The organism is Acinetobacter portensis (genome assembly GCF_009372215.1).
GTDB classification, from domain to species: domain Bacteria; phylum Pseudomonadota; class Gammaproteobacteria; order Pseudomonadales; family Moraxellaceae; genus Acinetobacter; species Acinetobacter portensis.
On the sequence record NZ_LWRV01000057.1, the window covers coordinates 38,626 to 64,830 of the forward strand.

Annotated in this window: 26 protein-coding genes; 13 read left to right on the top strand and 13 right to left on the bottom strand. The window is 36.7% G+C overall.

Annotated features, from left to right (window positions below):
- Window positions 1-41 precede the first annotated feature (41 nt).
- Complete coding sequence (locus tag A6M14_RS06090; protein WP_152874104.1) at window positions 42-1,079, top strand: type IV pilus twitching motility protein PilT; 1,038 nt, start codon at window positions 42-44, stop codon at window positions 1,077-1,079.
- Window positions 1,080-1,102: 23 nt separating this feature from the next.
- A complete protein-coding gene (locus A6M14_RS06095; RefSeq protein ID WP_152874105.1) occupies window positions 1,103-2,224 on the top strand; it encodes a PilT/PilU family type 4a pilus ATPase in 1,122 nt (373 codons plus the stop codon).
- Window positions 2,225-2,285: 61 nt separating this feature from the next.
- Here the strand turns inward: A6M14_RS06095 and fur are convergent, their stop codons facing one another.
- Window positions 2,286-2,723 carry a ferric iron uptake transcriptional regulator gene (gene fur, locus A6M14_RS06100; RefSeq protein WP_152874106.1) on the bottom strand — a complete coding sequence of 146 codons (438 nt, stop codon included), beginning with the start codon at window positions 2,721-2,723 and terminating at the stop codon, window positions 2,286-2,288.
- Between the two features lie 112 nt (window positions 2,724-2,835).
- On the opposite strand from fur, the gene A6M14_RS06105 reads away from it, so the two are divergent.
- Window positions 2,836-3,234, top strand: coding sequence for an outer membrane protein assembly factor BamE (locus A6M14_RS06105; protein WP_152874107.1), 399 nt, complete (start codon window positions 2,836-2,838; stop codon window positions 3,232-3,234).
- A gap of 45 nt (window positions 3,235-3,279) precedes the next feature.
- On the opposite strand, the gene A6M14_RS06110 is transcribed toward A6M14_RS06105, so the two are convergent.
- The 9 genes from A6M14_RS06110 to A6M14_RS06150 form a co-directional block, all read right to left on the bottom strand.
- The gene (locus A6M14_RS06110; protein WP_378226764.1) at window positions 3,280-3,603 is read right to left on the bottom strand and encodes an RnfH family protein; all 324 of its coding nucleotides are present in this window, start codon (window positions 3,601-3,603) and stop codon (window positions 3,280-3,282) included.
- Window positions 3,603-4,685, bottom strand: coding sequence for an SLC5/6 family protein (locus tag A6M14_RS06115; protein WP_152874108.1), 1,083 nt, complete (start codon window positions 4,683-4,685; stop codon window positions 3,603-3,605). Before A6M14_RS06115 ends, A6M14_RS06110 begins: the two co-directional genes overlap by 1 nt.
- A gap of 155 nt (window positions 4,686-4,840) precedes the next feature.
- Window positions 4,841-5,296, bottom strand: coding sequence for a bacteriohemerythrin (locus tag A6M14_RS06120; protein WP_152874109.1), 456 nt, complete (start codon window positions 5,294-5,296; stop codon window positions 4,841-4,843).
- A gap of 275 nt (window positions 5,297-5,571) precedes the next feature.
- The gene (locus A6M14_RS06125) at window positions 5,572-6,420 is read right to left on the bottom strand and encodes a class II glutamine amidotransferase (protein WP_152874110.1); all 849 of its coding nucleotides are present in this window, start codon (window positions 6,418-6,420) and stop codon (window positions 5,572-5,574) included.
- Window positions 6,421-6,662: 242 nt separating this feature from the next.
- Entirely contained in the window at window positions 6,663-7,559 is an 897-nt protein-coding gene (argB, locus tag A6M14_RS06130) for an acetylglutamate kinase (protein ID WP_152874111.1), read from the bottom strand.
- Window positions 7,560-7,569: 10 nt separating this feature from the next.
- Window positions 7,570-8,994: a phosphomannomutase/phosphoglucomutase gene (locus tag A6M14_RS06135; protein WP_152874112.1), complete on the bottom strand. Its 1,425-nt coding sequence runs from the start codon at window positions 8,992-8,994 to the stop codon at window positions 7,570-7,572.
- A 172-nt stretch (window positions 8,995-9,166) separates the two neighbouring features.
- A complete protein-coding gene (gene dut, locus A6M14_RS06140; RefSeq protein WP_152874113.1) occupies window positions 9,167-9,619 on the bottom strand; it encodes a dUTP diphosphatase in 453 nt (150 codons plus the stop codon).
- 26 nt (window positions 9,620-9,645) lie between these two features.
- Window positions 9,646-11,685 carry a UvrD-helicase domain-containing protein gene (locus tag A6M14_RS06145; protein WP_152874114.1) on the bottom strand — a complete coding sequence of 680 codons (2,040 nt, stop codon included), beginning with the start codon at window positions 11,683-11,685 and terminating at the stop codon, window positions 9,646-9,648.
- Between the two features lie 144 nt (window positions 11,686-11,829).
- Complete coding sequence (locus tag A6M14_RS06150) at window positions 11,830-12,480, bottom strand: YiaD family glycine zipper/OmpA-like lipoprotein (RefSeq protein WP_152874115.1); 651 nt, start codon at window positions 12,478-12,480, stop codon at window positions 11,830-11,832.
- Between the two features lie 248 nt (window positions 12,481-12,728).
- Here A6M14_RS06150 and A6M14_RS06155 point away from each other — a divergent pair, with 248 nt between their 5' ends.
- The 6 genes from A6M14_RS06155 to A6M14_RS06180 all read left to right on the top strand — a co-directional run bounded on the left by A6M14_RS06155 (window position 12,729) and on the right by A6M14_RS06180 (window position 17,245).
- Window positions 12,729-13,658, top strand: a complete 930-nt coding sequence (locus A6M14_RS06155; RefSeq protein ID WP_152874116.1) for an acyltransferase — start codon at window positions 12,729-12,731, stop codon at window positions 13,656-13,658.
- A gap of 5 nt (window positions 13,659-13,663) precedes the next feature.
- Window positions 13,664-14,728: a preprotein translocase subunit SecA gene (locus A6M14_RS06160; protein WP_152874117.1), complete on the top strand. Its 1,065-nt coding sequence runs from the start codon at window positions 13,664-13,666 to the stop codon at window positions 14,726-14,728.
- A 124-nt stretch (window positions 14,729-14,852) separates the two neighbouring features.
- Window positions 14,853-15,566 carry a septum site-determining protein MinC gene (minC, locus tag A6M14_RS06165; RefSeq protein WP_152874118.1) on the top strand — a complete coding sequence of 238 codons (714 nt, stop codon included), beginning with the start codon at window positions 14,853-14,855 and terminating at the stop codon, window positions 15,564-15,566.
- A 67-nt stretch (window positions 15,567-15,633) separates the two neighbouring features.
- Complete coding sequence (minD, locus tag A6M14_RS06170) at window positions 15,634-16,446, top strand: septum site-determining protein MinD (protein ID WP_163121217.1); 813 nt, start codon at window positions 15,634-15,636, stop codon at window positions 16,444-16,446.
- 1 nt (window position 16,447) lies between these two features.
- A complete protein-coding gene (gene minE, locus A6M14_RS06175) occupies window positions 16,448-16,720 on the top strand; it encodes a cell division topological specificity factor MinE (protein ID WP_152874119.1) in 273 nt (90 codons plus the stop codon).
- Window positions 16,721-16,957: 237 nt separating this feature from the next.
- A complete protein-coding gene (locus A6M14_RS06180; protein WP_152874120.1) occupies window positions 16,958-17,245 on the top strand; it encodes a PA4642 family protein in 288 nt (95 codons plus the stop codon).
- A gap of 62 nt (window positions 17,246-17,307) precedes the next feature.
- On the opposite strand, the gene A6M14_RS06185 is transcribed toward A6M14_RS06180, so the two are convergent.
- On the bottom strand, window positions 17,308-17,931 hold the full coding sequence (locus A6M14_RS06185) for a LysE family transporter (RefSeq protein WP_152874121.1): 624 nt from the start codon (window positions 17,929-17,931) through the stop codon (window positions 17,308-17,310).
- 94 nt (window positions 17,932-18,025) lie between these two features.
- Entirely contained in the window at window positions 18,026-21,121 is a 3,096-nt protein-coding gene (locus A6M14_RS06190; RefSeq protein ID WP_152874122.1) for a DNA translocase FtsK, read from the bottom strand.
- Window positions 21,122-21,371: 250 nt separating this feature from the next.
- Here A6M14_RS06190 and trxB point away from each other — a divergent pair, with 250 nt between their 5' ends.
- From trxB to A6M14_RS06210, 4 genes are all read left to right on the top strand, one after another.
- Entirely contained in the window at window positions 21,372-22,325 is a 954-nt protein-coding gene (gene trxB / locus A6M14_RS06195) for a thioredoxin-disulfide reductase (protein ID WP_152874123.1), read from the top strand.
- A gap of 95 nt (window positions 22,326-22,420) precedes the next feature.
- A complete protein-coding gene (locus A6M14_RS06200) occupies window positions 22,421-23,971 on the top strand; it encodes a class I SAM-dependent methyltransferase (protein ID WP_152874124.1) in 1,551 nt (516 codons plus the stop codon).
- 60 nt (window positions 23,972-24,031) lie between these two features.
- A complete protein-coding gene (gene aat / locus A6M14_RS06205; RefSeq protein ID WP_152874125.1) occupies window positions 24,032-24,757 on the top strand; it encodes a leucyl/phenylalanyl-tRNA--protein transferase in 726 nt (241 codons plus the stop codon).
- A gap of 19 nt (window positions 24,758-24,776) precedes the next feature.
- Window positions 24,777-25,592, top strand: a complete 816-nt coding sequence (locus A6M14_RS06210; protein ID WP_152874126.1) for an arginyltransferase — start codon at window positions 24,777-24,779, stop codon at window positions 25,590-25,592.
- Between the two features lie 14 nt (window positions 25,593-25,606).
- Here A6M14_RS06210 and rimI read toward each other — a convergent pair whose 3' ends face one another.
- Window positions 25,607-26,065, bottom strand: coding sequence for a ribosomal protein S18-alanine N-acetyltransferase (gene rimI, locus A6M14_RS06215; RefSeq protein ID WP_152874127.1), 459 nt, complete (start codon window positions 26,063-26,065; stop codon window positions 25,607-25,609).
- Window positions 26,066-26,205: the final 140 nt, after the last annotated feature.

The window sequence follows — 26,205 nt, forward strand, 5'->3', positions numbered from 1 at the left end:
CTAACAAAATAATTAAGATTTATTCGTTATCGGGGATTTAAATGGACATTACAGAACTACTCGCGTTTTCTGCAAAAAACAATGCGTCAGATTTACACCTTTCTGCAGGTATGCCACCTATGATTCGTGTAGATGGTGAAGTTCGAAAAATTAATTTACCAGCCTTAGAACACAAAGAAGTTCATAAGCTTGTTTATGACATTATGAACGATAAACAACGTCGTGATTATGAAGAAAAATTAGAAACTGACTTTTCATTTGAAGTTCCAGGCGTGGCTCGTTTCCGTGTGAACGCATTCAACCAAAACCGTGGTGCAGGCGCTGTATTCCGTACAATTCCATCAAAAGTTTTAACAATGGAAGATTTGGGTATGACTCAAATCTTTAAAGAAATTTGTGAATATCCACGCGGTATTGTTTTAGTTACAGGCCCAACAGGTTCGGGTAAATCAACCACACTTGCAGCCATGGTCGACTACATCAATGATAACCGTTATGACCATATTTTAACGGTCGAAGACCCAATCGAATTTGTACACCAATCTAAAAAATGTTTGGTCAACCAACGTGAAGTTCATCGTGATACGCACGGCTTTAATGAAGCACTTCGCTCTGCGCTCCGTGAAGATCCAGATATTATCTTGGTTGGTGAGATGCGTGACCTTGAAACCATTCGTCTTGCATTAACTGCGGCAGAAACAGGTCATTTAGTTTTTGGTACGCTACATACTACATCTGCCGCTAAAACCATTGACCGTGTGATTGACGTATTCCCTGCCGAAGAAAAAGACATGGTTCGTGCCATGTTGTCTGAATCACTCCAAGCTGTAATTTCACAAACACTTTTGAAGAAAAATGGTGGCGGTCGTGTTGCTGCTCACGAAATTATGATTGGTATTCCTGCTATTCGTAACTTAATTCGTGAAAACAAAGTTGCGCAAATGTACTCTGCAATTCAAACAGGTGCGAACTATGGCATGACGACCCTAGATCAAAGCCTAAAAACTTTAGTCAATAAAGGTGTCATTAGCCCACAAACTGCGCGTACTGCTGCAAAACAACCTGAATCATTCCTATAAGACATTGAAGCAGAGATATCCTTATGGACTTTAATGACTTATTAAACTTAATGATTCAGCAAAAAGCATCTGACCTTTTTATTACGGCAGATGTCGAACCATCAATAAAAATTAATGGTCAAATTGTACCAGTTGTTAAAACTAAATTATCGGGTGATGTAGTTGGTCAGCTCGTTCACTCGATTATGACAGACAAGCAAAAGCGGGAATTTTTAGAAACACGCGAATGTAATTTTGCAATTTCTAACAAAGAGAAGTCAGCACGTTTTCGTGTAAGTGCTTTTCAACAACGTGATCAACCTGGTATGGTATTACGTCGTATTGAAACCAAAATCCCTGAAATTGAAGAGCTCAATCTTCCACCTATTTTAAAAGATTTCGCTTTAGCAAAACGAGGAATCGTTATTTTTGTGGGTGCAACCGGTACGGGGAAATCGACATCACTTGCATCTGTAATTGGCTTTCGCAATCAAAACTCAAAAGGTCATATCATTACTATTGAAGACCCGATTGAGTTTGTACATGAACATGCAGGTTGTATTATTACACAGCGTGAAGTAGGTATAGATACAGACTCTTTTGAGGTTGCATTAAAAAATACTTTACGTCAGGCACCCGATGTCATCATGATTGGTGAAATTCGCTCTCGTGAAACCATGAACTATGCCATTGCCTTTGCCGAAACAGGTCATTTAGTTTTTGCCACATTACATGCAAATAATGCAAACCAAGCGCTAGATCGTATCATTCACTTCTTTGAAGCAGATCGTCATAGCCAATTGTTTATGGATTTATCTTTAAATCTGCAAGCCATTATTGCACAGCAACTCATTCCAACTATCGATGGTAATTCAAGACGAGCTGCAATCGAAATTCTCATTAACTCACCACTTATTTCCGATTTAATTCGTAAAGGTGAAATCAATGAAATTAAAGAGTTGATGAAACGCTCACGTGAATTAGGAATGCAGACCTTTGACCAAGCTTTATTCGATTTGTATAAAGCACAACAAATTAGCTATAAAGAAGCTTTGAAACATGCTGACTCACCAAATGATTTAAGACTTCAAATTAAATTGTCTGAAGAAGGTGGAGCAAGCCGTTTGTCGGAATCTACAAGTCGTATTACATTCGATGGACAATAGTATTTAAATCTTTTAAACATAAAAAAGGCTTCTTCAAGAAGCCTTTTTTATTTCAGATCTATTACTTTTTACGGAATGCTTCTTGGCATTCTTGAGCATCACAGTAACCATAAAGGTTCAGTGAGTGACCCGTAAGTTCAAAACCGAACTTCTTCGCCACTTCATGTTGTTCATTTTCAATAACATCATTATGAAATTCCATAACTTTGTTACAGTTTTGACAAACAATATGGTCGTGATGGTCATCTTGCATAATTTCAAAAACAGAATGATTGTTTTCAAAATGATGGCGCTGAATAATGCCGGCAGCTTCGAACTGTGTTAATACACGATATACAGTTGCTAAACCGACATCTTCCCCTTGATCGAGTAAAGTTTTATAAATGTCTTCTGCGCTTAAATGATGTTGTTTTGAATTTTCTAATAATTCCAATATTTTAATTCGCGGAAGTGTAACTTTTAGTCCAGCTTTACGTAAATCTTGATTTGAAATAGGCATGTAATTAAGTCTCTCAACAAAATGAAAGTTGGAATATGCAACAAAGTTTAGATGCAGTATGATCTATCCTTGGATCAAATGCATCATAATTAATTTGGGATAGTGTAGCAAAATGCAAAAAATCATGTTGACGTTATTCGTCGCTTCACTGCTCACAGGTTGTTCAACCTTGGGCGTTTATAAAGTTGATATTCCTCAAGGTACACCTTTGACTCAAGCTCAAGCATCAAAAGTACAGGTCGGCATGAGTCACCAACAAGTACGCTTTTTGCTCGGAAGCCCAACAATATCAGACCCTTTAAACCCTTTACGCTGGGACTATATCTACAATTACATCCCAGGAACTTATGCTAAAAAAGCAAAAATTTCAGCAGCACATGGTCAGCATTTAAAAATTTTCTTTGATGGTAACGGTATTGTACAAAACATTGAAGGTTTAGAAACTATTCCTGAATCTCAACCAGGTTTACCAGGATCTAAAGAAGCAATTCTAAATGCGCCCCCACTATAATCACTTTGAATTAAAAAAAAACCCCTCAATGAGGGGTTTTTTTTATTACTTCAATTGTTTAAAGCGATTACTTCGACAATAGCGACTTGTCGGATTATTTTCTGCACGTTTTCTTCGAATTTCTTTAGGGTTAATCGTTAAAGCCCTATAAATCTCTACACGATCCCCAATTTCAATTACTTGAGATAAATCTTTTAAACGTACACCAAAAACCCCCAATTGCAAATTTTCAGGTAATTCAACTTGCTCACGAATACCACTTTTATCAATTGCATCGAGTGCTGTCATGCCTTCAACAAAATCGACACGAATATTAAATTGCTGATCTTGGGCTGCATAAGCAACCCAAACGTCTTGACTCATCGACATTATAAAATTTGCCCAAGGTAAGACACAATCGCAAGAATAATTGAAAGTGGTAGAACAATACGAACCGCAATACGCCAGATATTATAAACAGCCTCATTGCTAAAATTTAATGCTTTACGCAAATGACTAATTTTCATTACCCAACCTACAAATATTGCATAAATGAAGCAAATAACTAAGCCCCAAAGAATAAGAACAATATTAAAAATAGGTGCGATAGCTGGAATTGCCCATAATAATGTTGCAGCAATTAAAATTAACCATTGAATAGCAATATTAATATTACGTTGTGCAAGTTGTTCACGTGCAAGTTGTAAAATAAGCCCTGCTGAAGTAATGACTGCAAATATAAGTACAAATGCAGGAATTTGTGCTTGAGTGGCAAAAAAGCCAAATGCAACAACTGCTAATAATTGTGCAAACCAAATAGGTAATGCTGTTTTAGTTGCAGCATCTTCTGTTTTTACAACAGCAAGACTACTTTGCCAATAAATTCCCATGCCTAAACCACTGGCAACCAATGCAAGAATCGTTGCACTACCCCATTCGCTAAACGCTAAAGGTGTAACTTCCCATGTAGGTAAAGTCAGACCTGTCGTATTGGCTAAGATGAGCGATGCAATCACTGCAACTGCTGTTAAAAGCACAATAATTTGGCGTGGAACAAATGAAATCACAAATGCGGCAATGGCAAGTCCAATAAATATAAGATGTGCTTCAATGCCTACAGATGCAAATTGAGTCAATAATTGGCTTGCATTAGAAAGCATTCCACCTGCAAGAAAAGGAATGAAAATGACAGATAACCAACCCACAAGACGCCATCTTTGTGAAGCATCGGCATCTCTCGTTAAATTTGATAATGCTTGTAAAGCTGTTATTTTTGAACGTTTTGCTAATGCAATTTCTAAATAGCATATAGGTAAAGCTAAAATCACCATAGTTCCAAGCCAAAGCAACCAAAAGTCTATTTGGCGTTCAACTAAAATACCTGTGACAGGTGCTAATGTTGCAATAATAATAAATGACAGACAAAACGCCATCAGCGGCGATATCCATCTTGATAGAGCATTATCTTGCATGATGCTTTCCTAATAAAAATCTATGGCTATTTTGCCCTGCTCACCGCGGAAAATCAAAACCCTATAAAAAGAAAAAGCAAACTATCTCGAAAGATAATTTGCTTCGCTGAATATTAAAACCTACTTATAATTCTTATTATGTTATTCATCCTTGATTATGAAAAAAAGCGGGCGAACCAGTTTTTACCTTTTTTCTGCTCTTTTTCTTTAATAATCCCCATCATATTTTCTTTTACAGCACCTACATAATCGGCATCATCGTGTTGAATATGGTTGATTAACCATTTAGACAATACTTCATGAAGCTCAGACTCAATCGACTGCCCCATCTCAAAACGATCACGGTAAGATTCAATTTTTTTAATAAATAAATCATGCACACGCTTATGTGGCACTCGATATTTATAGTCCGCTTCTTCTTGCAGTGATTCCTCAAAAGTAAAATGAGACTGCGTATAATCAATAATATTATCTAAAATTTGTTTCGTACGATTTCTATTTATATCATCCGCGATATCAACAATTTCATTAATATAATCGAGAATTCGTTTGTGCTGATCGTCAACCACATCGATACCAGTATTATATTCTGGAATCCATTTCATCTTCATGCGATCACCTGTTGATCTGTAAGTTACAAAACGCTTACAAAGCATAGTAGCCACATTTAAATGAAATAAAAATCAAGTAAATTACTTGGTATTTGCCAATTTACAGAAAAATAAATATAAAGCATTGTAATATATGATTTATTTACCCAAAAACCGACCAAAAGACTCAATTATTAATTAAACAAAATATTGAATCAAAGTCACTTTAAAAACAAAATAAACCTATAAAAAACATAAAAATAATTTAAAAAAATTAACAACCATATTTATTAAAACTAATATTGATCTGCTTTGGTCACACGCTTTAATTCAGGGTTTAATCGCTCACGTTCAAGGCGATCAATAAATGTAAGCTCACGGCGAATAGGTTGACCATGTTGAAATAAAATCATTTCCCCAGGCTTGTATGCTAACCACTCTTCATTCTGTGTTAATGGCTCAGTTGTAATCACAGCAACGCGATCTTCGGGTGTAGTCACCTGACTAAAATCCACCTCAACATCAATATCAATAAGCTGAGCAGGCTTAAATGGATATTCACGTACTAACCAATGTAACTTCGTTACAGCGTAACTAAAAAGCGCTTGTCCATTTGAAAGACAAAAGTTAAATGTTCCATGTTCTGCAATTTTTGGTGAAACTTCTATTAATAAATCAAAAACTTGATCTAAAGTTGGCTCTTCATATCCAATTTTTTGCACCAATTGATCGAGTAAATAGCAGAAAGAACGCTCGCTGTCGGTATTACCAATTGGGGTAAAACGCCCCGATAAAGTCGGATTAAATCCGTGCAAATCGCCATTATGAGCAAAAATCCACTGGCGTCCCCACAACTCACGTACAAATGGATGGGAGTTTTCTAAGGTAATTTTACCTTGAGTCGCTTTACGAATATGTGCAATCACATTACGTGATTTAATTGGATAGTTTCTTATAAGCTCTGCAATTGGAGATTCCACCGCAGATTGATTATCTACAAATAAACGACATGCTTTATCTTCAAAAAAAGCGATACCAAAACCATCGCAATGATCAGAGGTAATTCCTGCACGTTGCGAGAAACCACGAAATGAAAATGTAATATCCGTAGGTGTTGCGCAGTTCATTCCAAGTAGTTGGCACATAATTTTTCTATCAAGCAAATCTATTTATGTAATACAGATATTCTGCATGACACAGCAACCGATTTGCAAATCACAATGTCAAATAAGTTCTTCTTTTTCGCTTATTTGCTTTGTTTTCAATATTTAATTATTTCCATTTTTGAAAAATATTTTATTCCGCTTACAAATATCATTCATTCGAGAATCTAAGTATTAAAAAAGAGCCTAAATCAGGCTCTTTTTTAATCATGCTAGCTGTATTTTCACTTGCTTCGGTTGGTAATTAAAGTACCGACACCATGATCTGTGAAAATTTCTAACAATGTTGCATGAGGAACACGTCCATCTACAATATGCGCGCTAACAACACCGCCTTTTACAGCATCTAATGCACAACCTACTTTAGGAATCATGCCGCCGTAAATCACGCCTGTTTCAATTAAACGATCAACTTCTTGAGTTGTTAAACCTGTAAGCAAGTTTTTGTTTTCGTCTAATACGCCTTTAATATTGGTCAACAATACTAATTTTTCAGCGCCTAATGCTTCTGCAACTTTTCCTGCAACCAAGTCTGCATTAATGTTGTAAGTATTGCCTTCATCATCGACACCCAAAGGTGCAATAACAGGAATAAAGTCGCTATCTGTAAACATTTCAAGTACGTCAGTTTTAACACCAACCACTTCGCCCACTAAACCTAAGTCAATTTCTTGAACGGAACCATCTTCCATGGTTTTTTGCATTAACAGTTTTTGAGCGCGAATTAAGTTGCCATCTTTACCTGTTAAACCAATAGCACGACCACCGTGTTGATTAATCAAATTCACAATCGATTTATTCACGCTGCCGCCCAATACCATTTCAACAACTTCCATTGTTGCAGGATCGGTTACACGCATACCGTCAATACGGTCAGATTCACGTCCTAATTGCTTAAGGAAAGAATCGACTTGAGGACCTCCACCATGCACAACAATTGGGTTTAAACCCACTGTTTTTAACAAGACGATATCTCGAGCAAACGAACTTTCTAACTCAGGATCGGTCATTGCATTGCCGCCATATTTTACAACGAGGGTTTTACCCGAAAAACGTTGAATATACGGCAAAGCTTCTGTCAAAATTTGTGCTTTGTCGATGCCAGTATGCTGATGTGGCATTCGCCTCTCCTTATTGAGCATCTAAAATGTCTTGTGCGATTTTAGAGTATCGATCACTTAACATGTTAACAAATGTGTTTCGAATTTCATTTAAACGTGCTGAACTATCGGCATCAAAACGTACGGTGAAATACTCGCCCGTATTCGATGCTCGAATAATGCCAAACCCATCTTTAAAATCAAGTCGAATTCCATCAATTTTACTTAATTCTGCATTTAGATTTAGGCTTTGCTTTTCAAAATATTGCAGTACTTGAGATGGTTCTACATCGTGCGTACTAATATAAGTGTCTTCTGTACTAAAACGTGCAGGATATTTTGCAAATAATTCTGAAACTGTTTTAAAGCCAGATTCACTTAAATATTCTAGAACACGTAAAGCAGCATATAAGCCATCGTCATATCCTAGGCCACGTGCATCATTAAAGACATAGTGCCCCGCATATTCACCACCAAATATGGCATGACCATTCGAATTTGCTAAATATGTGCGTAAAAATGTGCTACCTGTTCGAATCATTTTAGCTTGTCCACCTAAATGACGAATAGTATTTCGAACCATAGTCGAACACTTCACATCATAAACAACTTCACTATTCGGATGACTTTTCAAACATATTTCAGAAAAAAGTGATAACAACTGATCCGCAGATAGTGCTTTGGCTTTTTCATCTACAAGAACAAGTCGATCTCCATCGCCATCTAAGGCAATGCCAATATCTGCACCATGTTCTATTACTGCTACTTTTAATTTTTCTAAATGCTGCTCTTTTGATGGATCTGGTGCATGATCTGGAAAATGCCCATCGGCATGACAGCGAAGTGCAACCACATTGCAACCTAAGTTTTCCAAGATATGTGCGGCACATTCACCTGCTGAACCATTCAAACCATCAATAACAACTTTAAACTTATTTTTTAAATGAATATCTGAAATTAAATACTTTTGATATGCCAAGCAAAACTTTGCAATATGTTCAGCTTTCGCTTCATTTCTAATTTTATAGTTTGATGTTTGGAAATGATTCTGAGCTTTTTTTGCAATGTCTTGAATCATTTCAGGTGTAGGCGGTAAACCATTAAGCACCCATTTAATTCCATTGTCAGTTTTAGGATTATGACTTGCTGTCACCATAATACCATTGCCGTCATTTTGACCTGCAATAAAGTACAACATTGGGCTAGAACATTGACCAATTAAGGTGACTTCTAAACCTTTTTGCGTACATACGTGTTGAATGATTTCTGCATATTCAGCACTTGTTAAACGGGCATCATATCCTAAGGCAATTTTCTTTTGACCATGTTCAATGAACTGTTCAGCTAAACCACAAGCAACAGCATAGATACATTCAGGCGTAAGCATACTGACCTTGCCACGAATATCATAGGCACGGAATACCTGAATTGGGAAAATTTGCTGAGCTAGATTCATAGGCAATGTTTTTTAATGTGGGAAATAAATGAAATACAATTCAAAGAATGATTGTAGAGCCCTACAATTTTTATTTTCTCAGGTATCTGTAATTTTTAATACACTTTTTGTTACATTTAAACAAAAAGCGATAAAGCATTCTTACTCTATCGCTTTTTAGGGTCAAATAAAATTAGTTTTTACCTGTATGACCAAAACCACCCGCACCGCGTTCGGTTGCAACAAATTCTTCAACTTGTTCAAATTCTGCTTGAACGACAGGAACTAAAACGTATTGAGCCAAACGTTCGCCTGGTTCTAATGTAAATGCAGTTTGACTACGGTTCCAAACCGATACCATAAGCTCACCTTGGTAATCTGAATCGATTAAACCCACTAAGTTACCTAAAACAATACCGTGCTTATGACCTAAGCCTGAACGTGGCAGAATTAAGCCTGCAAAATTTGTGTCTTGAATATAAATAGAAAGACCTGTTTTTACTAAAACAGTTTGACCTGGTTCAATTACAGTTGCTTCTTCAACACATGCACGTAAGTCTAAACCTGCAGAACCTGCAGTTGCATATGTTGGCATTGGCCACTCGCCACCTAAACGGCTATCAAGCACTTTAACTTGAACTTTCATAGTTTCTTTCCTATTGAGTAAATTTATTAACGCTTAATCAGCGCACGTAAGTTTTCTAAATACTGCTGAGCTTGTAGCTTAGGATCTATATCCCCTGCAAGCTTTTTCTTGCGTCCAAGCCAATCTAAATCATCTTGTGGGAGTTCATCTAAGAACCGACTTGGCGTCATTTGTTTCATTTGACCGCCTGCTTTACGTTGTTCTGCCAAAGTAATGGTTAAACCTTGACGCGCACGGGTAATGCCCACGTACATTAAACGACGCTCTTCTTCCACAGTTTCTGCAGCGATTGAGTTTTTGTGTGGCAGAATTTCTTCTTCCAAACCAATTAAATACACGTATGGAAACTCAAGTCCTTTCGATGCGTGAAGCGTCAACAAATTCACTTTATCTGTATCTTCTTCTTCCTGTTGTTGCTCTAACATATCAAGCAACACCATTTTACGAATTACACTTTCAATATTCTTATCATCAACATCTTCAGCCCGGTTAATTAAGCTTTGAATACTGCTGTATAAAATTTCAATGTTATCGAGTTTAGTTTTTTCTTGTGCAGGTGTTGCAGCCGATTCTTTGATGTAGTCGATATAACCTGCTTCAAACATCATTTGGCGAATAATAGGCACAGGTTCATCATCTTCAATCAAGTTTCGAGTGAAAGTATTAATAAAATCGGCAAACTCTGCCAATTGCGTGGTCGCTTTCTTAGGAATCGCCATCGTTAAACGTTGATCACCTGCTGCACCCAACAATGACAAATTACTTTCTTGTGCAAATAAACCTAACTTTTCAAGCGTTACAGGGCCAATTGCACGTTTTGGTGTATTAATAATTCGCAAGAATGCACTGTCATCTTCAGGGTTAATAATGAGTCGTAAATAACTCATAATATCTTTGATTTCTGCTCGACCAAAGAACGACTGACCACCCGAAAGCTTATAAGGAATTTGCATCTGACGTAATTGAGTTTCTAAAATACGCGCTTGGAAATTTCCTCGATACAAAATCGCATAATCTTTCCAGTTTTTGCCATTCATCAATTTATGTGTGATGAGATCTTTGACTACGCGTTCTGCTTCATCATCATCATTACGGCAAGTAATCACACGAATAACATCGCCATGACCTTTATCTGACCATAATTTTTTATCAAATAAATGCGGATTATTTCCAATAACAGTGTTGGCTGCTTTTAAAATACGACTGGTTGAACGATAGTTTTGTTCTAATTTAATGACTTTTAAATTACGAAAATCTTCATTCAGTAATGCCATATTTTCAGGCTTTGCACCACGCCAAGCATAAATAGATTGGTCATCATCACCAACGGCAGTGAATTGTCCCATTACGCCAACAAGAAGTTTCACCAAAATATACTGTGCAGTGTTGGTATCTTGATACTCATCGACCAAAAGATAGCGGACACGGTTTTGCCATTTATCACGAACTTCTGCATTTTCTTGTAACAGACGCGTTGGCATCACAATCAAATCATCAAAATCTACGGCGTTATAGGCACGTAAATTACGTTCATAAAGTTGATAAAGATGCGCAAATTGAACATCTTCCGCAGTTTCACATGTTGTATGTGCTTGTTCTGGCGGAATTAAATCGTTTTTCCAATCTGAAATCATTTTCATTGCTTTAGCAATGAGTTCTTTACTTTCTGCACCCGACAAATTATCTCGATGCATTAAGTCCATCAAAATACGTTTGCAGTCATCCGCATCTAAAATAGAAAAGTTATTTTTTAATGGCGTATGTTTAAGTTCTAATCGAAGTAAATTTAAACCAAAGTTATGGAATGTCGAAACAGATAAACCTTTTGCTTCTTCACGTGTCATCAACTTTGTTACACGTTCTTTCATTTCACGTGCAGCTTTGTTGGTAAACGTCATTGCTGTAATACGATGTGCAGGAATACCGCAATGCTTAACTAAATATGCAATTTTACGTGTAATTACTGAGGTTTTGCCCGAACCTGCCCCTGCAAGTACTAACAAGGGTCCTTGAGTATATTTCATGGCTTCAAGTTGCTTGTCGTTCAACTGACTTGCGAGTGACATAATTTTTCCTCTTCCTGATTCGAGGTTGATTATAGACATCTCACTTCAACTTGCATAATGAAAAAATTCAGTCAGCTTTTTTTGTTTAATTTTCGGTATAAAAAAACCACCCGAAGGTGGTTCTTTATTTATGCTCAATATAGATTATTGAGTTGCATAAACACTAATTTCTACACGACGGTTTTGTTCACGACCAGCTGCAGTTGAGTTGTCAGCGATTGGGTTAGCCGCGCCTTGACCTTGTGCATTAATACGAGTAGTCGACACGCCTTGTGAAGCGATGTAGCTAGCAACAGATTGCGCACGAGCTTGAGACAAAGGAATGTTGATTGAATCATTACCAGTGTTATCTGTATAACCCGTTACAAGAATCGCGCTCTTGTTATCTTCAGCTAAAACTTGCGCAACTTTGTTTAAAGTTGTGTAGAAGTTTGGCTTAATCGCAGATTTGTTTGTATCAAATGTAATGTTACCTGGCATAATTAGACCAACAGAACCATCTGGATTACGGCTTACATCAATACCTGTACCTGCAGTCGCTGCGCGTAATTTTTTCTCTTTATTGTCAAGGTAAGCACCACCAACACCACCTAATACTGCACCAATTGCTGCTGCGCGGTTGTTTTGGCTAGATGTATTTGCATTCCCTTTAGAAACACCATAACCCGCCAAAGCACCAACTACTGCACCGATCGCTGCTTTATCGTATTCAACGCCGCCAATGTTATTACCTGTTGTTTGGCAACCTGAAAGAACCATTGCCCCAACTACTGCTGAAATTGCTAGTGCACGCATCTGCATGACTCCTATATATGTTAATGTTTTGTTGTCGTGAAAAATAATGGAATAAAATTTGTAGTTAGACCATTGATTTTTTGTTAATAATAAGTTGTTTGATTACAATTTGTAATATTTATTTAAATTATTTGATCAAGTTCATCATATTTTTCACATAGTTGAACATTAACACTTTTTTATATCATAAAGTCGTTTTATATTTAGCATAAACTCTAATCAAAATCATTTTATCCTAAGGATGAGATATGTCTGCACCATCAAAAAAACAACCTTTGTTGAAAAAAATTACAAATGGTCTTACTGTGGGCTCAATTGTCGCAGGAAGTACATTCTTTCATGGTCCGCCTGTTCTTGCTTTAGGTTTAACAAAACTATTTAAAAAATCACGTAAAGTTGATGAAACAAATATTCAAATTACCAACAGTTGGTTAAGTGTAAACAATTGGTTAATTGATCATGTATTACCCAACACACAATGGAATATTTCTGTCGACGAAAATTTAGATCTGAATCTGCAAGGTCGTTACTTAATGACCTGTAATCATCAAAGTTGGGTCGATACAACAGTGAACCAATATTTTGGTTTAACGCGTATGCCTTTGACACGTTTCTTTACAAAATGGGAACTTATTTTTATTCCATTTGTTGGGCAAGCCTTCAAAATTTTAGGCTTCCCAATGATGAAACGTCATTCAAAAGAACAAATTGCAAAAAATCCTGCGTTGAAATATCGCGATATTGAAGAAGCCCGTAAGTCGTGTGAACAGTTACTTAGCCAACCATTTACCTTGCTAAATTACTTGGAAGGTACACGTTTTACGCCAGAAAAACATGCTCAGCAAAAGTCTCCGTATAAGCATTTGCTTAAACCTAAGGCAGGCGGTTTAGCATTAGCACTAAATATTTTGGGTGAAAAAATTGATGCACTTGTTGATATGACTATCATTTACCCTAATGGTGCACCTGGTTATGGTGAATTTTGGTTAGGTGATGTACCTAAAATTGCGGTAAATTTACGTAAAATAGAAATTCCTGAATGGGTTCACGGAGGCAATTATGAAGATGATGCCGAATATCGTGCGCGCTTCCAAGAATGGGTTGATGATTTATGGACTGAAAAAGACCAACTTATTGAAAAAATGAAACAAAAAATTGCATCAACGGAGTCGTTTTAAACAAAATGAGTGAAAATGCGAGCAAGAAAAAAATCACACCTACTTTTAATTTTGTACAGCAAGGTTCGTGGGGATGGAAAGTCGCGTTAGCTTATGACGTATTTATGATGTTTTTAATCATCATAAATTTATTTTGTTTATGCTCAAATGCAATTTTAATGAGCGATTTTGGTGAATGGTTATTTAATTTTATTCATTTGCCAGATGTTTTACAGTTTTATCGAACTGCGCTTAGACCTTGGGTCATCATTACCGAAGGTTGGTTTATTAGCTTTTTAATTATTGAGCTTTTTATTCGCTGGATGATTGCTATTGTTTTAAAGCAACATCAACGCTGGTTCTTCTTCCCTTTTATACATTGGTATGAAGTACTCGCAATTCTGCCACAATTACGTTTTTTACGTTTATTACGCGCAGGTGTAATCGCCTACCAATTACATGATCATGGTTATAAAATTTTCCCTGAAAGTTGGTACAAACAAGTTTATTTTTATTACAACTTGGTGATGGAAGAACTCTCTAGCCGAATTGTTTTAACGGTCTTAAATGGTATAAAAACAGAACTCAGTACAAGTACTACACATAAAAAGCTCATTGAAGATTTGGTCAATCATCATCGTGAATTATTTGCTGTTGCTTTGGCAGATATTTTACAAGATTCTTTAGGCAAAGAATTACAACAACATCGCCAACTTATTGCCAAAGATGTTGGACAAATTGTCAATAAAGCCATTGAAGATACACCTGAACTCACTCAATTACTTCGCCTTATTCCAATTGTTGGTGGTCGTATTGAACAACAAATTCAAAGTATTGGTCAGCGTTTAGGGGAAAATATTACACAAGGTTTAATTGAACCTTTTGCAACCAACCGTGTAGAACCTAAATTAAGCAGTTATAAATATATCTCTGAACGTATTAGTAAGATACCATTTGAAAATAATGAGCATATCGTCAAACTGGTAGAGTCTGCTGTATTTGAAAGTTTAGAAGCCATTCAACAACAGGTAAAAGTCAAACAATGGCAACAAATACTCGAAGAAAGTAAAAATGAGCATGGAAAAATATAACCAGATTCGATGTAAAATAAATTGAAAACCATGCTAGAGAAATCATTAAAATTGTTCTAGCATTTGCTCCACATACAATAGCGCTTCGACCACAAATATAGGTTAGAAGAATTAAGGAAAAAATATGGCTGAAATACGGATAAAAGGCAGAATGGTCAATGCAATTCGCATTAGCCTAGATACCAATGATCATGATGCTATCCGCAAGCAATTATCACCTATGCTTGAAAAAACAGCGCCACAAGGTACGCTGGCTGTCATTGAAAGTTCAGTAGACCAAGAACTCATTGCACTTATTCAGTTGTTAATAGATCTCGACTTACAGCCAATGGCTGTTACTGAAGGTCCTTTATCTGAACAAGCACGTGCAATTCAGTTCCCTGTTATTCCTCCCGATCGTCAAATGCAACAAGTTAAAGCGACGAAAGAACAAGTTGTAGAAGTCAAAGTAGATGCATCAACCGATGTTCAACCTGAAAAAATCATAGCGCCTATCATCACACACGTGACGTCATATCATGATGAAATGCTACGAACAGGTCAAAGCCTTGTGCAAGATCATGGTGATATCATCTTGAATAATGGCATTAACAGCGGTTCTGAAGTAATTGCTTCAGGAAATGTACATATTTATGGTAGCGTCCGTGGTAGAGTTATTGCAGGGGCAGGTGGAAACCATTTAGCGCGAATTTTTTGTCACTCATTAGAAGCGGAACTCGTTTCTATTGCAGGAACATATTGTGTTGCAGATGACATTCCACAGCACGTACTTAAAAAAGCTGTACATATATACTTAAATGATAACCAAGAGCTAGTATTTGACGCTCTGCAATTTTAATGTATAAATAAACACCAAAAAGCCCCAAACAATAGGGGAATTTGAAACCATTACAGGAGTGGATTCGGTGGCGAAAATTGTTGTCGTAACATCAGGCAAAGGTGGCGTAGGTAAAACTACGACAAGCGCATCTTTTGCAACAGGTTTAGCCCAACGCGGTCATAAAACAGTTGTTATCGATTTTGACGTAGGTCTACGTAACCTAGATTTAATCATGGGGTGTGAGCGTCGCGTTGTTTACGATTTTGTAAACGTATTAAATAACGAAGCTCGATTACAACAAGCACTTATTAAAGATAAAGATTTAGAAAATCTTTTCATTTTACCTGCTTCTCAAACACGTGATAAAGATGCCTTAACAGATGAAGGCGTTGCTCGCGTGATGGATGAACTTTCACAAGAGTTTGATTACATTATTTGTGACTCTCCTGCTGGGATTGAACGTGGTGCAATTTTAGCCATGTATCATGCAGATGAAGCCATTATTGTAACCAACCCAGAAATTTCTTCTGTTCGTGACTCAGATCGTATTATTGGTATGCTTGATAGCAAAACCAAGAAAGTAGAACAGAATGAAGGTCGTATTCGTAAACATTTATGTATCACACGTTTCAACCCTGAACGTGCTGACAAACAAGAAATGTTAACAATCGACGATATTTCTAAAGATATTTTGCGTATCCCAACACTGGGTGTAATTCCTGAATGTAAAAGTGTCTTACAAGCATCTAACGAAGGTAAGCCTGTAATTTTATTTACAGAAGAGGCTGCAGGACAAGCTTACGATGACTTAGTTGCTCGCTTCCTTGGTGAAGATCGCCCTTACCGTCACATCACGGTTAAGCCTAAAGGTTGGTTAGCACGTTTATTTGGAGGATAAGATGGCTGGATTCTGGAGTAAATTATTTAGCAGCGAAGAAAAACCATCTAGTGCTCAAATGGCGAAAGATCGTTTGAAAGTAATTGTTGCGTCTGAACAAGGTCTTGGTAAACGTTTAAGCCAAGATAAAATCGACCAAATGAAAAAAGAAATCATGCAGGTTGTAAACCGCTATGTTCGTGGTGTAGATGAAGAACACATTCAAATGTCTGTTCGTTCTGAAGCAAATATCGAAATGCTTGAAATGAATATCAATTTGCCTGAAGAGCGTTAATTTGATTTTTGATTAGTCAAGCAAATTGAATCAGGGCAAAATATGAGACAGGATCAGCGAAGCACTGCTTCGCCCTGTCGCAAGACGAGAAGCTATGCTTCGAATAGGCTAATTGCAATTTTTGCACCGACTACTCGGCAAGTATTGGCTTCAAGACAAAGTAAATAAAGTACTTTGTCTCTTGCTTAATCATATTTTGCCCTTTTTTATTATTTAAAAAACACCAAGGAGCTAGTAATGGCATTGTCTCAACCAGCAACGTTTAATGAAGAATGGTCAGATGAGCGTGTATTTGCCTATTTAACTCAGCTTCCTCCTGAAGGTGTGAATGCTGATTTTCATGTGCTTTATCATGCATTCAAACACATGCGCCCATTTGACTACACGCGCTTATTAACTCAATTTGTTGCAGATGGTCGTGATGTCAATGCTACGAATCCTGAAGGTCAGCGTATTCATGACATTATTGCCGAATACCCTCGCCAAAGTGCTGAATTTTTAGATGTTCTAGCAAAGTTTGCTTAAATATTCTTAAATAAAAAAAGACCGCAATAAGTGGTCTTTTTTTATCTTCTAAACTTTTGTATTTATTTGCTAAAAATTAAATAACCACCAAACGTAGTAAATAAGCCACCTACTACTCCATCAATCCATTTTGTAGACTTCTGATATGCATGCTTAAAACTTGGCAATGAGAAAATAAACACCACAAATAAGAACCATACAAGGCTTTCAAATGTCACTACAAGCAATAGTAATGTATGTGAGTCATTCAAGATGGGATTGGCAAGAAACATCGAAAATACACTGCCAAAATAAATGACAGCTTTTGGATTTGATAAATTGGTAAATAATCCTTGTAAGAAAAAACGCATATTACTTTGAGGCAATATAATTTCTTTTATTTCAGCAGTTTCAGTTTTCTTAGCAAATGCAGATTTAAGCATTTGAAAACCTAACCAACATAAATAAATTCCACCTAAAACCAATAAGACTTTACGCAACCACACAAATTTCTCAAAAATATAATTTAAACCAAGAAGTGCAAACAAGGCCCATAAAAAAATGGCGCATGTAATACCTAACACAACAAAAATAGCCTGCTTACGTGAACGACTAATTGCTGTTTGAGACACCATAAAAAAATCTGGCCCAGGTGTAACCAATGCACATAAATGGATAAATGACAGCGTTAATAAAGCCCACAACATCTTACATTCTCACAATAAAAAAGCAGTTTGGAGTGACAAACTGCTTTTAGTTCATATTGGATTTAAAATTAAACGATTTAACCCAATCATGGAATTAAACCAAAATATCTCGCTTACCATTTGGCCCCATTGCACTTACGATACCGCTTTCTTCCATTTGGTCGATAATACGAGCTGCACGATTATAACCAAGGCTAAATTTACGCTGTAACGATGATGTAGATGCTTTACGAGTTTCTAGTACAAATGAAACACACTGATCATACAACGCATCTCGATCAGAACCACCCTCACCATCTTCATAACCACGAGATGATGTGTCTTCATCATAAGGTGTCAGAATTTCGTCGACATAATTTGGATCACCACGCTCACGCCATGCATCACAAATACGGTTAACTTCATCATCTGAAATAAATGCGCCATGAACACGCTCAGGTTCAATTTTACCCGGCCCAAGGAACAACATATCACCATGACCCAGTAAATCTTCTGCACCACCAGCATCTAAAATGGTACGCGAATCGAGCTTACTATTTACACGTAAAGCTGCGCGAGTTGGAATATTCGCTTTAATAAGACCTGTTACAACATCTACTGTTGGACGTTGAGTTGCAAGCAATAAGTGAATACCTGCAGCACGTGATTTTTGCGCTAAGCGTGTAATCATTTCTTCTGCTTTTTTACCGACTTGCATGATCATATCTGCAAATTCGTCGGCAACAATGACAATTAATGGCATAGGTTGTAAACGTGGTGCACGATTTATCGTTGCCGTATCGTCAGGTTTCCATGTTGGATCAATTAAGTCTTCACCATTAGCAATGGCTTCTTCAACCTTACGGTTATAGTCCGTTAATTTACGAACTTTAAGCAAAGACATTAATTTGTAACGACGTTCCATTTCATTCACACACCAGTTCAATGCATTTACAGCATCTTTCATGTCTGTAACAACAGGTGTTAATAAGTGTGGAATATCATTGTAGTTTGCAAGTTCCAATTGCTTTGGATCGATCATGATTAAACGCAATTGTTCAGGCGTGTATTTGAGTAGCATCGACAATAACATCGCATTTACAGCAACCGATTTACCCGAACCCGTCGTACCAGCAACCAACATATGTGGGGCTTTGGCTAAATCGGCTAATACAGGATTACCCGAAATATCTTTACCCATTGCCATACTTAATAATGCATTTGGATCACGATAAGCAGGTGTTTCAAGTAGCTCAATTAAGCGCACCATTTCACGTGTACTGTTTGGCACTTCAATTCCGATATAAGGTTTACCCGGAATAACCTCGACTACACGAACGGAAGCCATCGACATTGAACGCGCTAAGTCACGTGAAATATTGGTCACTTTGGATGCTTTTACACCTGGTGCCAAATCTAACTCAAAACGCGTAACAACAGGTCCCGGTTGAGCCTCTATCACTTTAGCTTTAACGTTAAACTCTTGAAGTTTAATTTCTAATAATTCAGATAATCGCGCCAATTGTTCCGCGGTAAAGTTCACTTTCTTATTTGGATCAACTTTATCTAAAATATCCAAGCCTGGAAGCGTTGGAAGATCACGTCGTTTCGCAGCAACTTGCATTGCACGTGACATAGGTCGACCAAAAGCATCTGTTAAAGGCGCATCTAAATCAAAATCATCTTCTTTAACATCTAGCTCATCTTCAACCGCACCACCTGTCGTACCCTGCCAAGCCTCACGAAACGCATCTTTATTGCTACTCACTAATTCCTTTTCATCTTCAGACACCAAAGGTGCAACGGGTTGAAAATCTGTCTGAATTTGGGCTTTTACAAATGGACTAGACTGCGCATAGCTACTGGTAGATTTGACTTCAGTTGTTTCAACTTCTTTGCTTTCATCTAGCAAGAAATCATCTAAGTGATCAAAATCATCCAGTACAATATTGGTAGATGCAGCTGTCATTGCAACAGTAGATGCTGTTTGAGCTGCTAAAGTTGGTGCGACTGTTGTAGCGATAGAATGGATTACACCATCTGCCACTGAATGCTCTGCTGCCGAGTGATCAACATGATTAAATGGCGTATGCACATCTGTTGCAGTTTTATTATTTGGAACCGCAGCCAACAACTCGTCAAAGATCTCGTCATCATCCCAATTGATATTTTGCTTGGTCGATGTCTGTGAATATGTTTGTTCCTGCCCATTTACAGAAGAATCATATGCCTGACGGCTATCTTGCGAAGCTTTTAACAATTCATTAATGTCATTTTTATGCTTCTGTTCAGAATCATCATGAATTGCGCGCCAAACTTCACCTGTTTCAACAACTTTAGAGCTTTCTTGCTCGAGTTGATGTGCTTTTTCAAGTTCAATCTCAAATTCTAATTCATCATCTTTATCGAATTGAATATTAGATTGTTTTTCGTTTTGTACTTGATATTCACGCTCCTCACGATCAACCATATCTGCAAACAAACGATTTGCGATATGGTCATCTACAGGAGATTGCTCAACAGCCGTTTTTGTATTTATCAATGGTTCCGATTGAACCGAATTTGTAATCGGTGAACTTTTAGCTACGACTTTATCCGCTTGAATTGGCGCATGACTAAAACTGGAATCTGCTTCGGGTACGTTTCTATAAAACAAATCTTGTAGATAAGCAGGTGTTGCCTTCATCGTACTCCAAGTTTTATTCCATTGAATACCGAATGCAAGTGTAAATAACACCACCCAAAATACAATTAAGAAAACACTTGCACCGTAAATCGTTAAAAGTGAAGAAAGGCTTTGCCCTAGTTCATAACCAATAATACCGCCTGATGCATTTTCTAAAGTATCAGCAGGAACATTCCAGAATAAATATAAGATGCTCGATGTTGAAAGCAAAATAAAAAACTGTGCAGCATAACGAAATGGCTTATTCAAGAAACTTCTAGGCCACCACAGTTGAATTGCTTCAATGAAAAAATATAAAGGTATTAACACACTTGCCCAGCCTAAAAAGCCAAACAATAAGTCTGCAAACCAAGCACCCACTACACCGCTTGCATTTGAAACTGTTTGCGTATCACTCGAAACATGCATCCAGCCCGGATCAAAAGGTGTATATGTTACTGTTGCAAGGAACAGATAAATCCCAAATGAGATTAAAAATAATGTGATTATAAAGCGCTGTGCATAGGCACCCGACACCGCTGTCATATACTATCCTGTAACCAATTATTCATCGTATTTTTGTCGCAAACCCAATTCGGATCTACAGATAATTAACTTTATATTATGCACCTGTTCACCAAAAAAAGATGCAAGATAATGTGAGTAAGTGTTTAACATCATTCTATATAGTTCAAATCGATTTAAATGATCAATAATATCGACTTTAATCTCACACAACTGTTATACAGTTTCACGTATAATTTCACAAATTTCTAAATAAAAAAGGATTCAACAGATGAGCGCTCGTCACTCACGTTTGGTTATTCTTGGCTCTGGTCCTGCTGGTTATAGCGCAGCAGTTTATGCTGCTCGTGCAAACCTTAAGCCTACGCTTATTGCAGGCTTACAACTTGGTGGTCAATTAACAACAACAACTGAAGTTGATAACTGGCCAGGTGGTGTTGAAGGCTTAACAGGGCCTGCCCTTATGGAGCAAATGCAAGCACATGCTGAACGTTTCGGCACTGAAATTGTGTATGACCATATTAATGAAGTAAATTTAAACGTACGCCCTTTTGTACTAAAAGGAGATATGGAAGAATTCACTTGTGATGCACTCATTATTTGTACAGGTGCAACAGCTCAATATTTAGGTCTTGAATCTGAAGCAAAATTCATGGGTCAAGGCGTAAGTGCTTGCGCAACATGTGATGGTTTCTTCTATAAAAACCAAAAAGTAATGGTTGTCGGTGGTGGTAATACTGCTGTTGAAGAAGCGCTTTATTTATCAAATATTGCATCACACGTTACTCTCGTTCACCGTCGTGATACTTTGCGTTCTGAAAAAATCCTTCAAGATCATCTTTTTGCGAAAGAAAAAGAAGGCAAAATCAGCATTATTTGGAATCACCAAGTAGATGAAGTGATTGGTGATAGCACGGGTGTAACTTCTGTGCGTCTTCAATCTACAAAAGATGAATCGACTCAAGATATTGATGTAACAGGTTTGTTTGTTGCTATTGGTCATAAACCAAACAGCGAAATGTTTGATGGTCAATTACAACTTCGTGATGGTTACATTCAAGTTCAAAGTGGAACTGCTGGTAATGCAACTCAAACGTCCGTTACTGGTGTATTCGCTGCAGGTGATATTGCCGATAGTATTTATCGTCAAGCAATCACATCTGCAGGTTCGGGTTGCATGGCTGCATTAGATGCGGAAAAATACCTTGATGCATTAAGTGATTAATCATTTTTCTTATAAATTTAACCACCTTCGGGTGGTTTTATTTTAACTAAAAATCAATTATAACTACCACAAATAAAATAATATTGGCGATTCTAATGACAACAAATTGGACCGATGGTTACCAAACAGAAGTAAACTACACTTATGGTTATTACAAGGATTTAAGTCCTAACTATCAAAAATTTTGTCTATTACTTAGCGGGATAGACACGCCAGATAACACTGAAGAACAAAATCACTGTGAGTTAGGTTTCGGGCAAGGTGTAAGCTTAAATATTCATGCCGCATCAAATTTAGGGACTTTTTATGGTACTGACTTCAATCCTGCTCATGCTGCTCATGCCAATATTCTTGCGGCAAAAGCAAAAACAGAACATTATCTTTTTGATGCAAGCTTTGAAGAGTTATTTGCAAAAGATTTACCTCAGTTTGATAGCATCAGTTTACATGGTATTTGGAGTTGGATTAGCCACGAAAACCAAGCAATTATTCTCAAATTTATCCGTAAATACTTAAAACCAAATGGTATTGTTTATATTAGTTACAACTGCCTAACGGGTTGGGCGGCAAATATGCCAATTCGTGAACTATTTCATAGTCATTTTAAATTTAATAGTAAAAGCCTCAACCCACTACAAAAGGTAAAGGACTCTTTAGATTTTAGTGAAGCTCTGCTTCAACAAGAACCCACTTTTACCATTAGAAACCCCAACGCACTTCAAAAAGTTTTAGATCTTAAAAAGCAGAATCCTAATTACTTAATCCATGAGTACTTAAATCAAGACTGGCAATGCTTTTCATTTCAACAAGTCATGAAAACTTTGGAGGATATTAAGTTATCTTATGCAAGCTCAAGTGATTTAAATGTACATCTTGATAACATTAATTTTAGTGAAGAGCATCAGCAATTTATTAACGCTATCGAACACCCGATTTTCAAAGAACAATGCCGTGATTATTTTGCTAATACACAATTTAGACGGGATTTATTTATACGAGGGAAAAATACATTACCCCCTCTAGAAATCAATGAAAAATTCAAAAAATTATCCTTCATTCTTCTCACCTCTCCGAACCAAATCCCTCTTACAATTAACGGTTATTTGGGTGAATTTAATTTAATTCAGGACATTTACAAACCTATTAGCGATTGTTTCTTAAATAATGAATATGCACCAATCACCGTATCTCAAATTGAATCTAACACCCCAGAGCTGAACTATAACCAAATTTCTAATGCGCTGATCGTCTTATGCCACTTAGGTATTGTACAGCCGTGCTTTAATGAACCAACAGATCAAATTTTAAAACAATCTCAAGACCTCAACCTATATATCCTTGAACAGGCAAGCTTTCATCAAAACTACCAAGTATTAGCGAATCCTTATTCAGGTATTGGTATCCCGATTGATCATTTTAGTCAGCTATTTTACAAAGCATATTTCTATGAAAATTTAAAAACAGCTCTAGAATTTGCTCAATTCACATTAAAGAAAATACAAAATTTAAATTTATTCGTTTTAGATGAAAATGGAGAAATGACCTCCGACCTAGAAAAAAGTTTAATTATTATTGAGAAAAAAGCACAAATTTTTATCGATTCAGACAAACTTAAAATTGCTCAGAAATTAAAGCTTTTTGCTTAATCATTAACATCGCCCACAAGATCAGCTAATATAAAAACTGATTTTGTAGATGATTTTCTTATGCTTCCACCTTCACAATATATATTCCCCAATCCCATTGAAGTCGATTTGGATGGTGAAGGCTTAATCTGTATTGGTGCAGACTTATCTCCTTCTACGCTATATGAAGCTTATACACATGGGATTTTCCCATGGTTTTCCGAAGGTGAACCTATTTGTTGGTGGAGTCCTGAGCCACGCTGTATTATCAATCCAAAACAATATCATCCAAGTAAATCACTTATACGAAACATGAAAAAATTTGATTATAAAATCACAATAAATCATGCTTTTGAACAGGTAATTCGCTCATGCTCCTTACCCAGAAGTTACGCAAATGAAACTTGGATTAGTGAAGATATTATTCAAGGTTATTGCCAACTTTTTGATGCTGGATATGGTTATAGCATTGAAGTTTGGGGAAATGAAAAGCTTGTCGGTGGATTATATGGTGTAAGCATTGGTCAAGGCTGTTTTGGCGAATCAATGTTTAGTACAGAAACCGATGTTTCAAAAATGGCATTTTATACACTAATGCTTTTAGCCAAAGAAAATAATCTACCCTGGGTTGACTGCCAATTAGTCAATGAGCACCTTTTAAGTTTAGGTGCAAGTACAATTTCTAGACAAGCATATTTAGAATCGTTAAAAAATGTTGTAAAACTCCCCCAAGTGGATTGGAAAATATATAAAGACAGTGTATTTTCAAGTAAAACAATAGCATCCAATAATTATTTATTTGAATGAAAATAAGAGGGATATTTCAATGAATTCATACCAACCAAAATCCCTACTCAATGAATTACAGTATTACATCACGCCACCACATGACTGTAGCTATCTAACAAAAAAAACAGCACGAATGGTTTTCCTCGACCCAGAACATCGTATCGATGTGGTCACACTTTCTGAATTATCTAGAGTTGGCTTTAGACGTAGTGGCGATTTCACCTATCGACCAGAATGTAACTTATGTCGTCAATGCATATCATCACGCGTACCTGCTCAAGAATTTACCATGAATAGCATTCAGAAAAAGGCATGGAAAAAAAATCAAGATCTTGAGATACGCATTATTTCAACCAATGATGCAACCGATGAACATTTTCAATTATATGAAAAATATATAAATGAGCGACATGCCGACGGTGATATGTTTCCGCCAACTCAAGAGCAATTTGAAAAGTTCTTAGTCATTAGCTGCACAGACAGTATTTTTATTGAATTTCGTTTAAATCAAAAACTTATTGCAGTTTCTACATGCGACCAACTTGATGATGGCTTATCTGCGGTTTATACCTTTTTTGAACCAAAGGAAAGTAAACGCTCTTTAGGTACTTTTGCCATTTTAAAACAAATCGAATATGCACGTAGTTTAGGATTACAGTACGTTTATTTAGGCTATTGGGTACCACATTCCAGTAAAATGAACTATAAATCTCAATTTATTCCACTTGATTTATTATTAGATGGTCAATGGAGACGTTTAAATCGCTCATTAACAAGCGATGAAATTCAACAATTGGGCAATTCACTAATGACAACCCTACCGACAGGTTGGAATCACCCAATCATTAAATAAATACTGACAAAAGCTTATTTAAATAATTTAGAAAAATCATCTGTGCATGATTTCACCATAATTACAGCATGCTCTTTTGTACCATCCACATTTGGATAATAATTTCTTCTAAGGTCTATTTGATGAAAACCTGATTTTTCATATAAACCAATTGCAGCTAAATTACTTTCTCTTACTTCTAAAAATATCTGAACAGGATCATTTTTCAGCAAAGCGATAGATTCATCTAAAAGCTTATAACCAACCCCTTTTCCTTGTTGATTTGGATGAACCGCCATAAGCAGAAGATTTGCTTCATCTAACACTGGCTGTAAAATACAAAATCCGACCACTTTTCCATTTACTTCATAAACCGTACTTTGATAAGAGTCTACAGACTCTTCAAATTGAGTTTTAGTCCATGGATGGCTTTGCACAAGCTTTTCAATTTGTGTTACCGCATCAATATCTGCCGCTTGCATCAAACGAAACATTATTCGTTCTTCTATAATTTAAAATAATGAGCAGATTATATGGATTTTAAAACTTAATGCGAATATTTAATGCATAAAAAAAGCGCCTCAAAGAGGCGCTTTTTTCACACAATTAATACTTATGCAGTTACTTTAGCAAC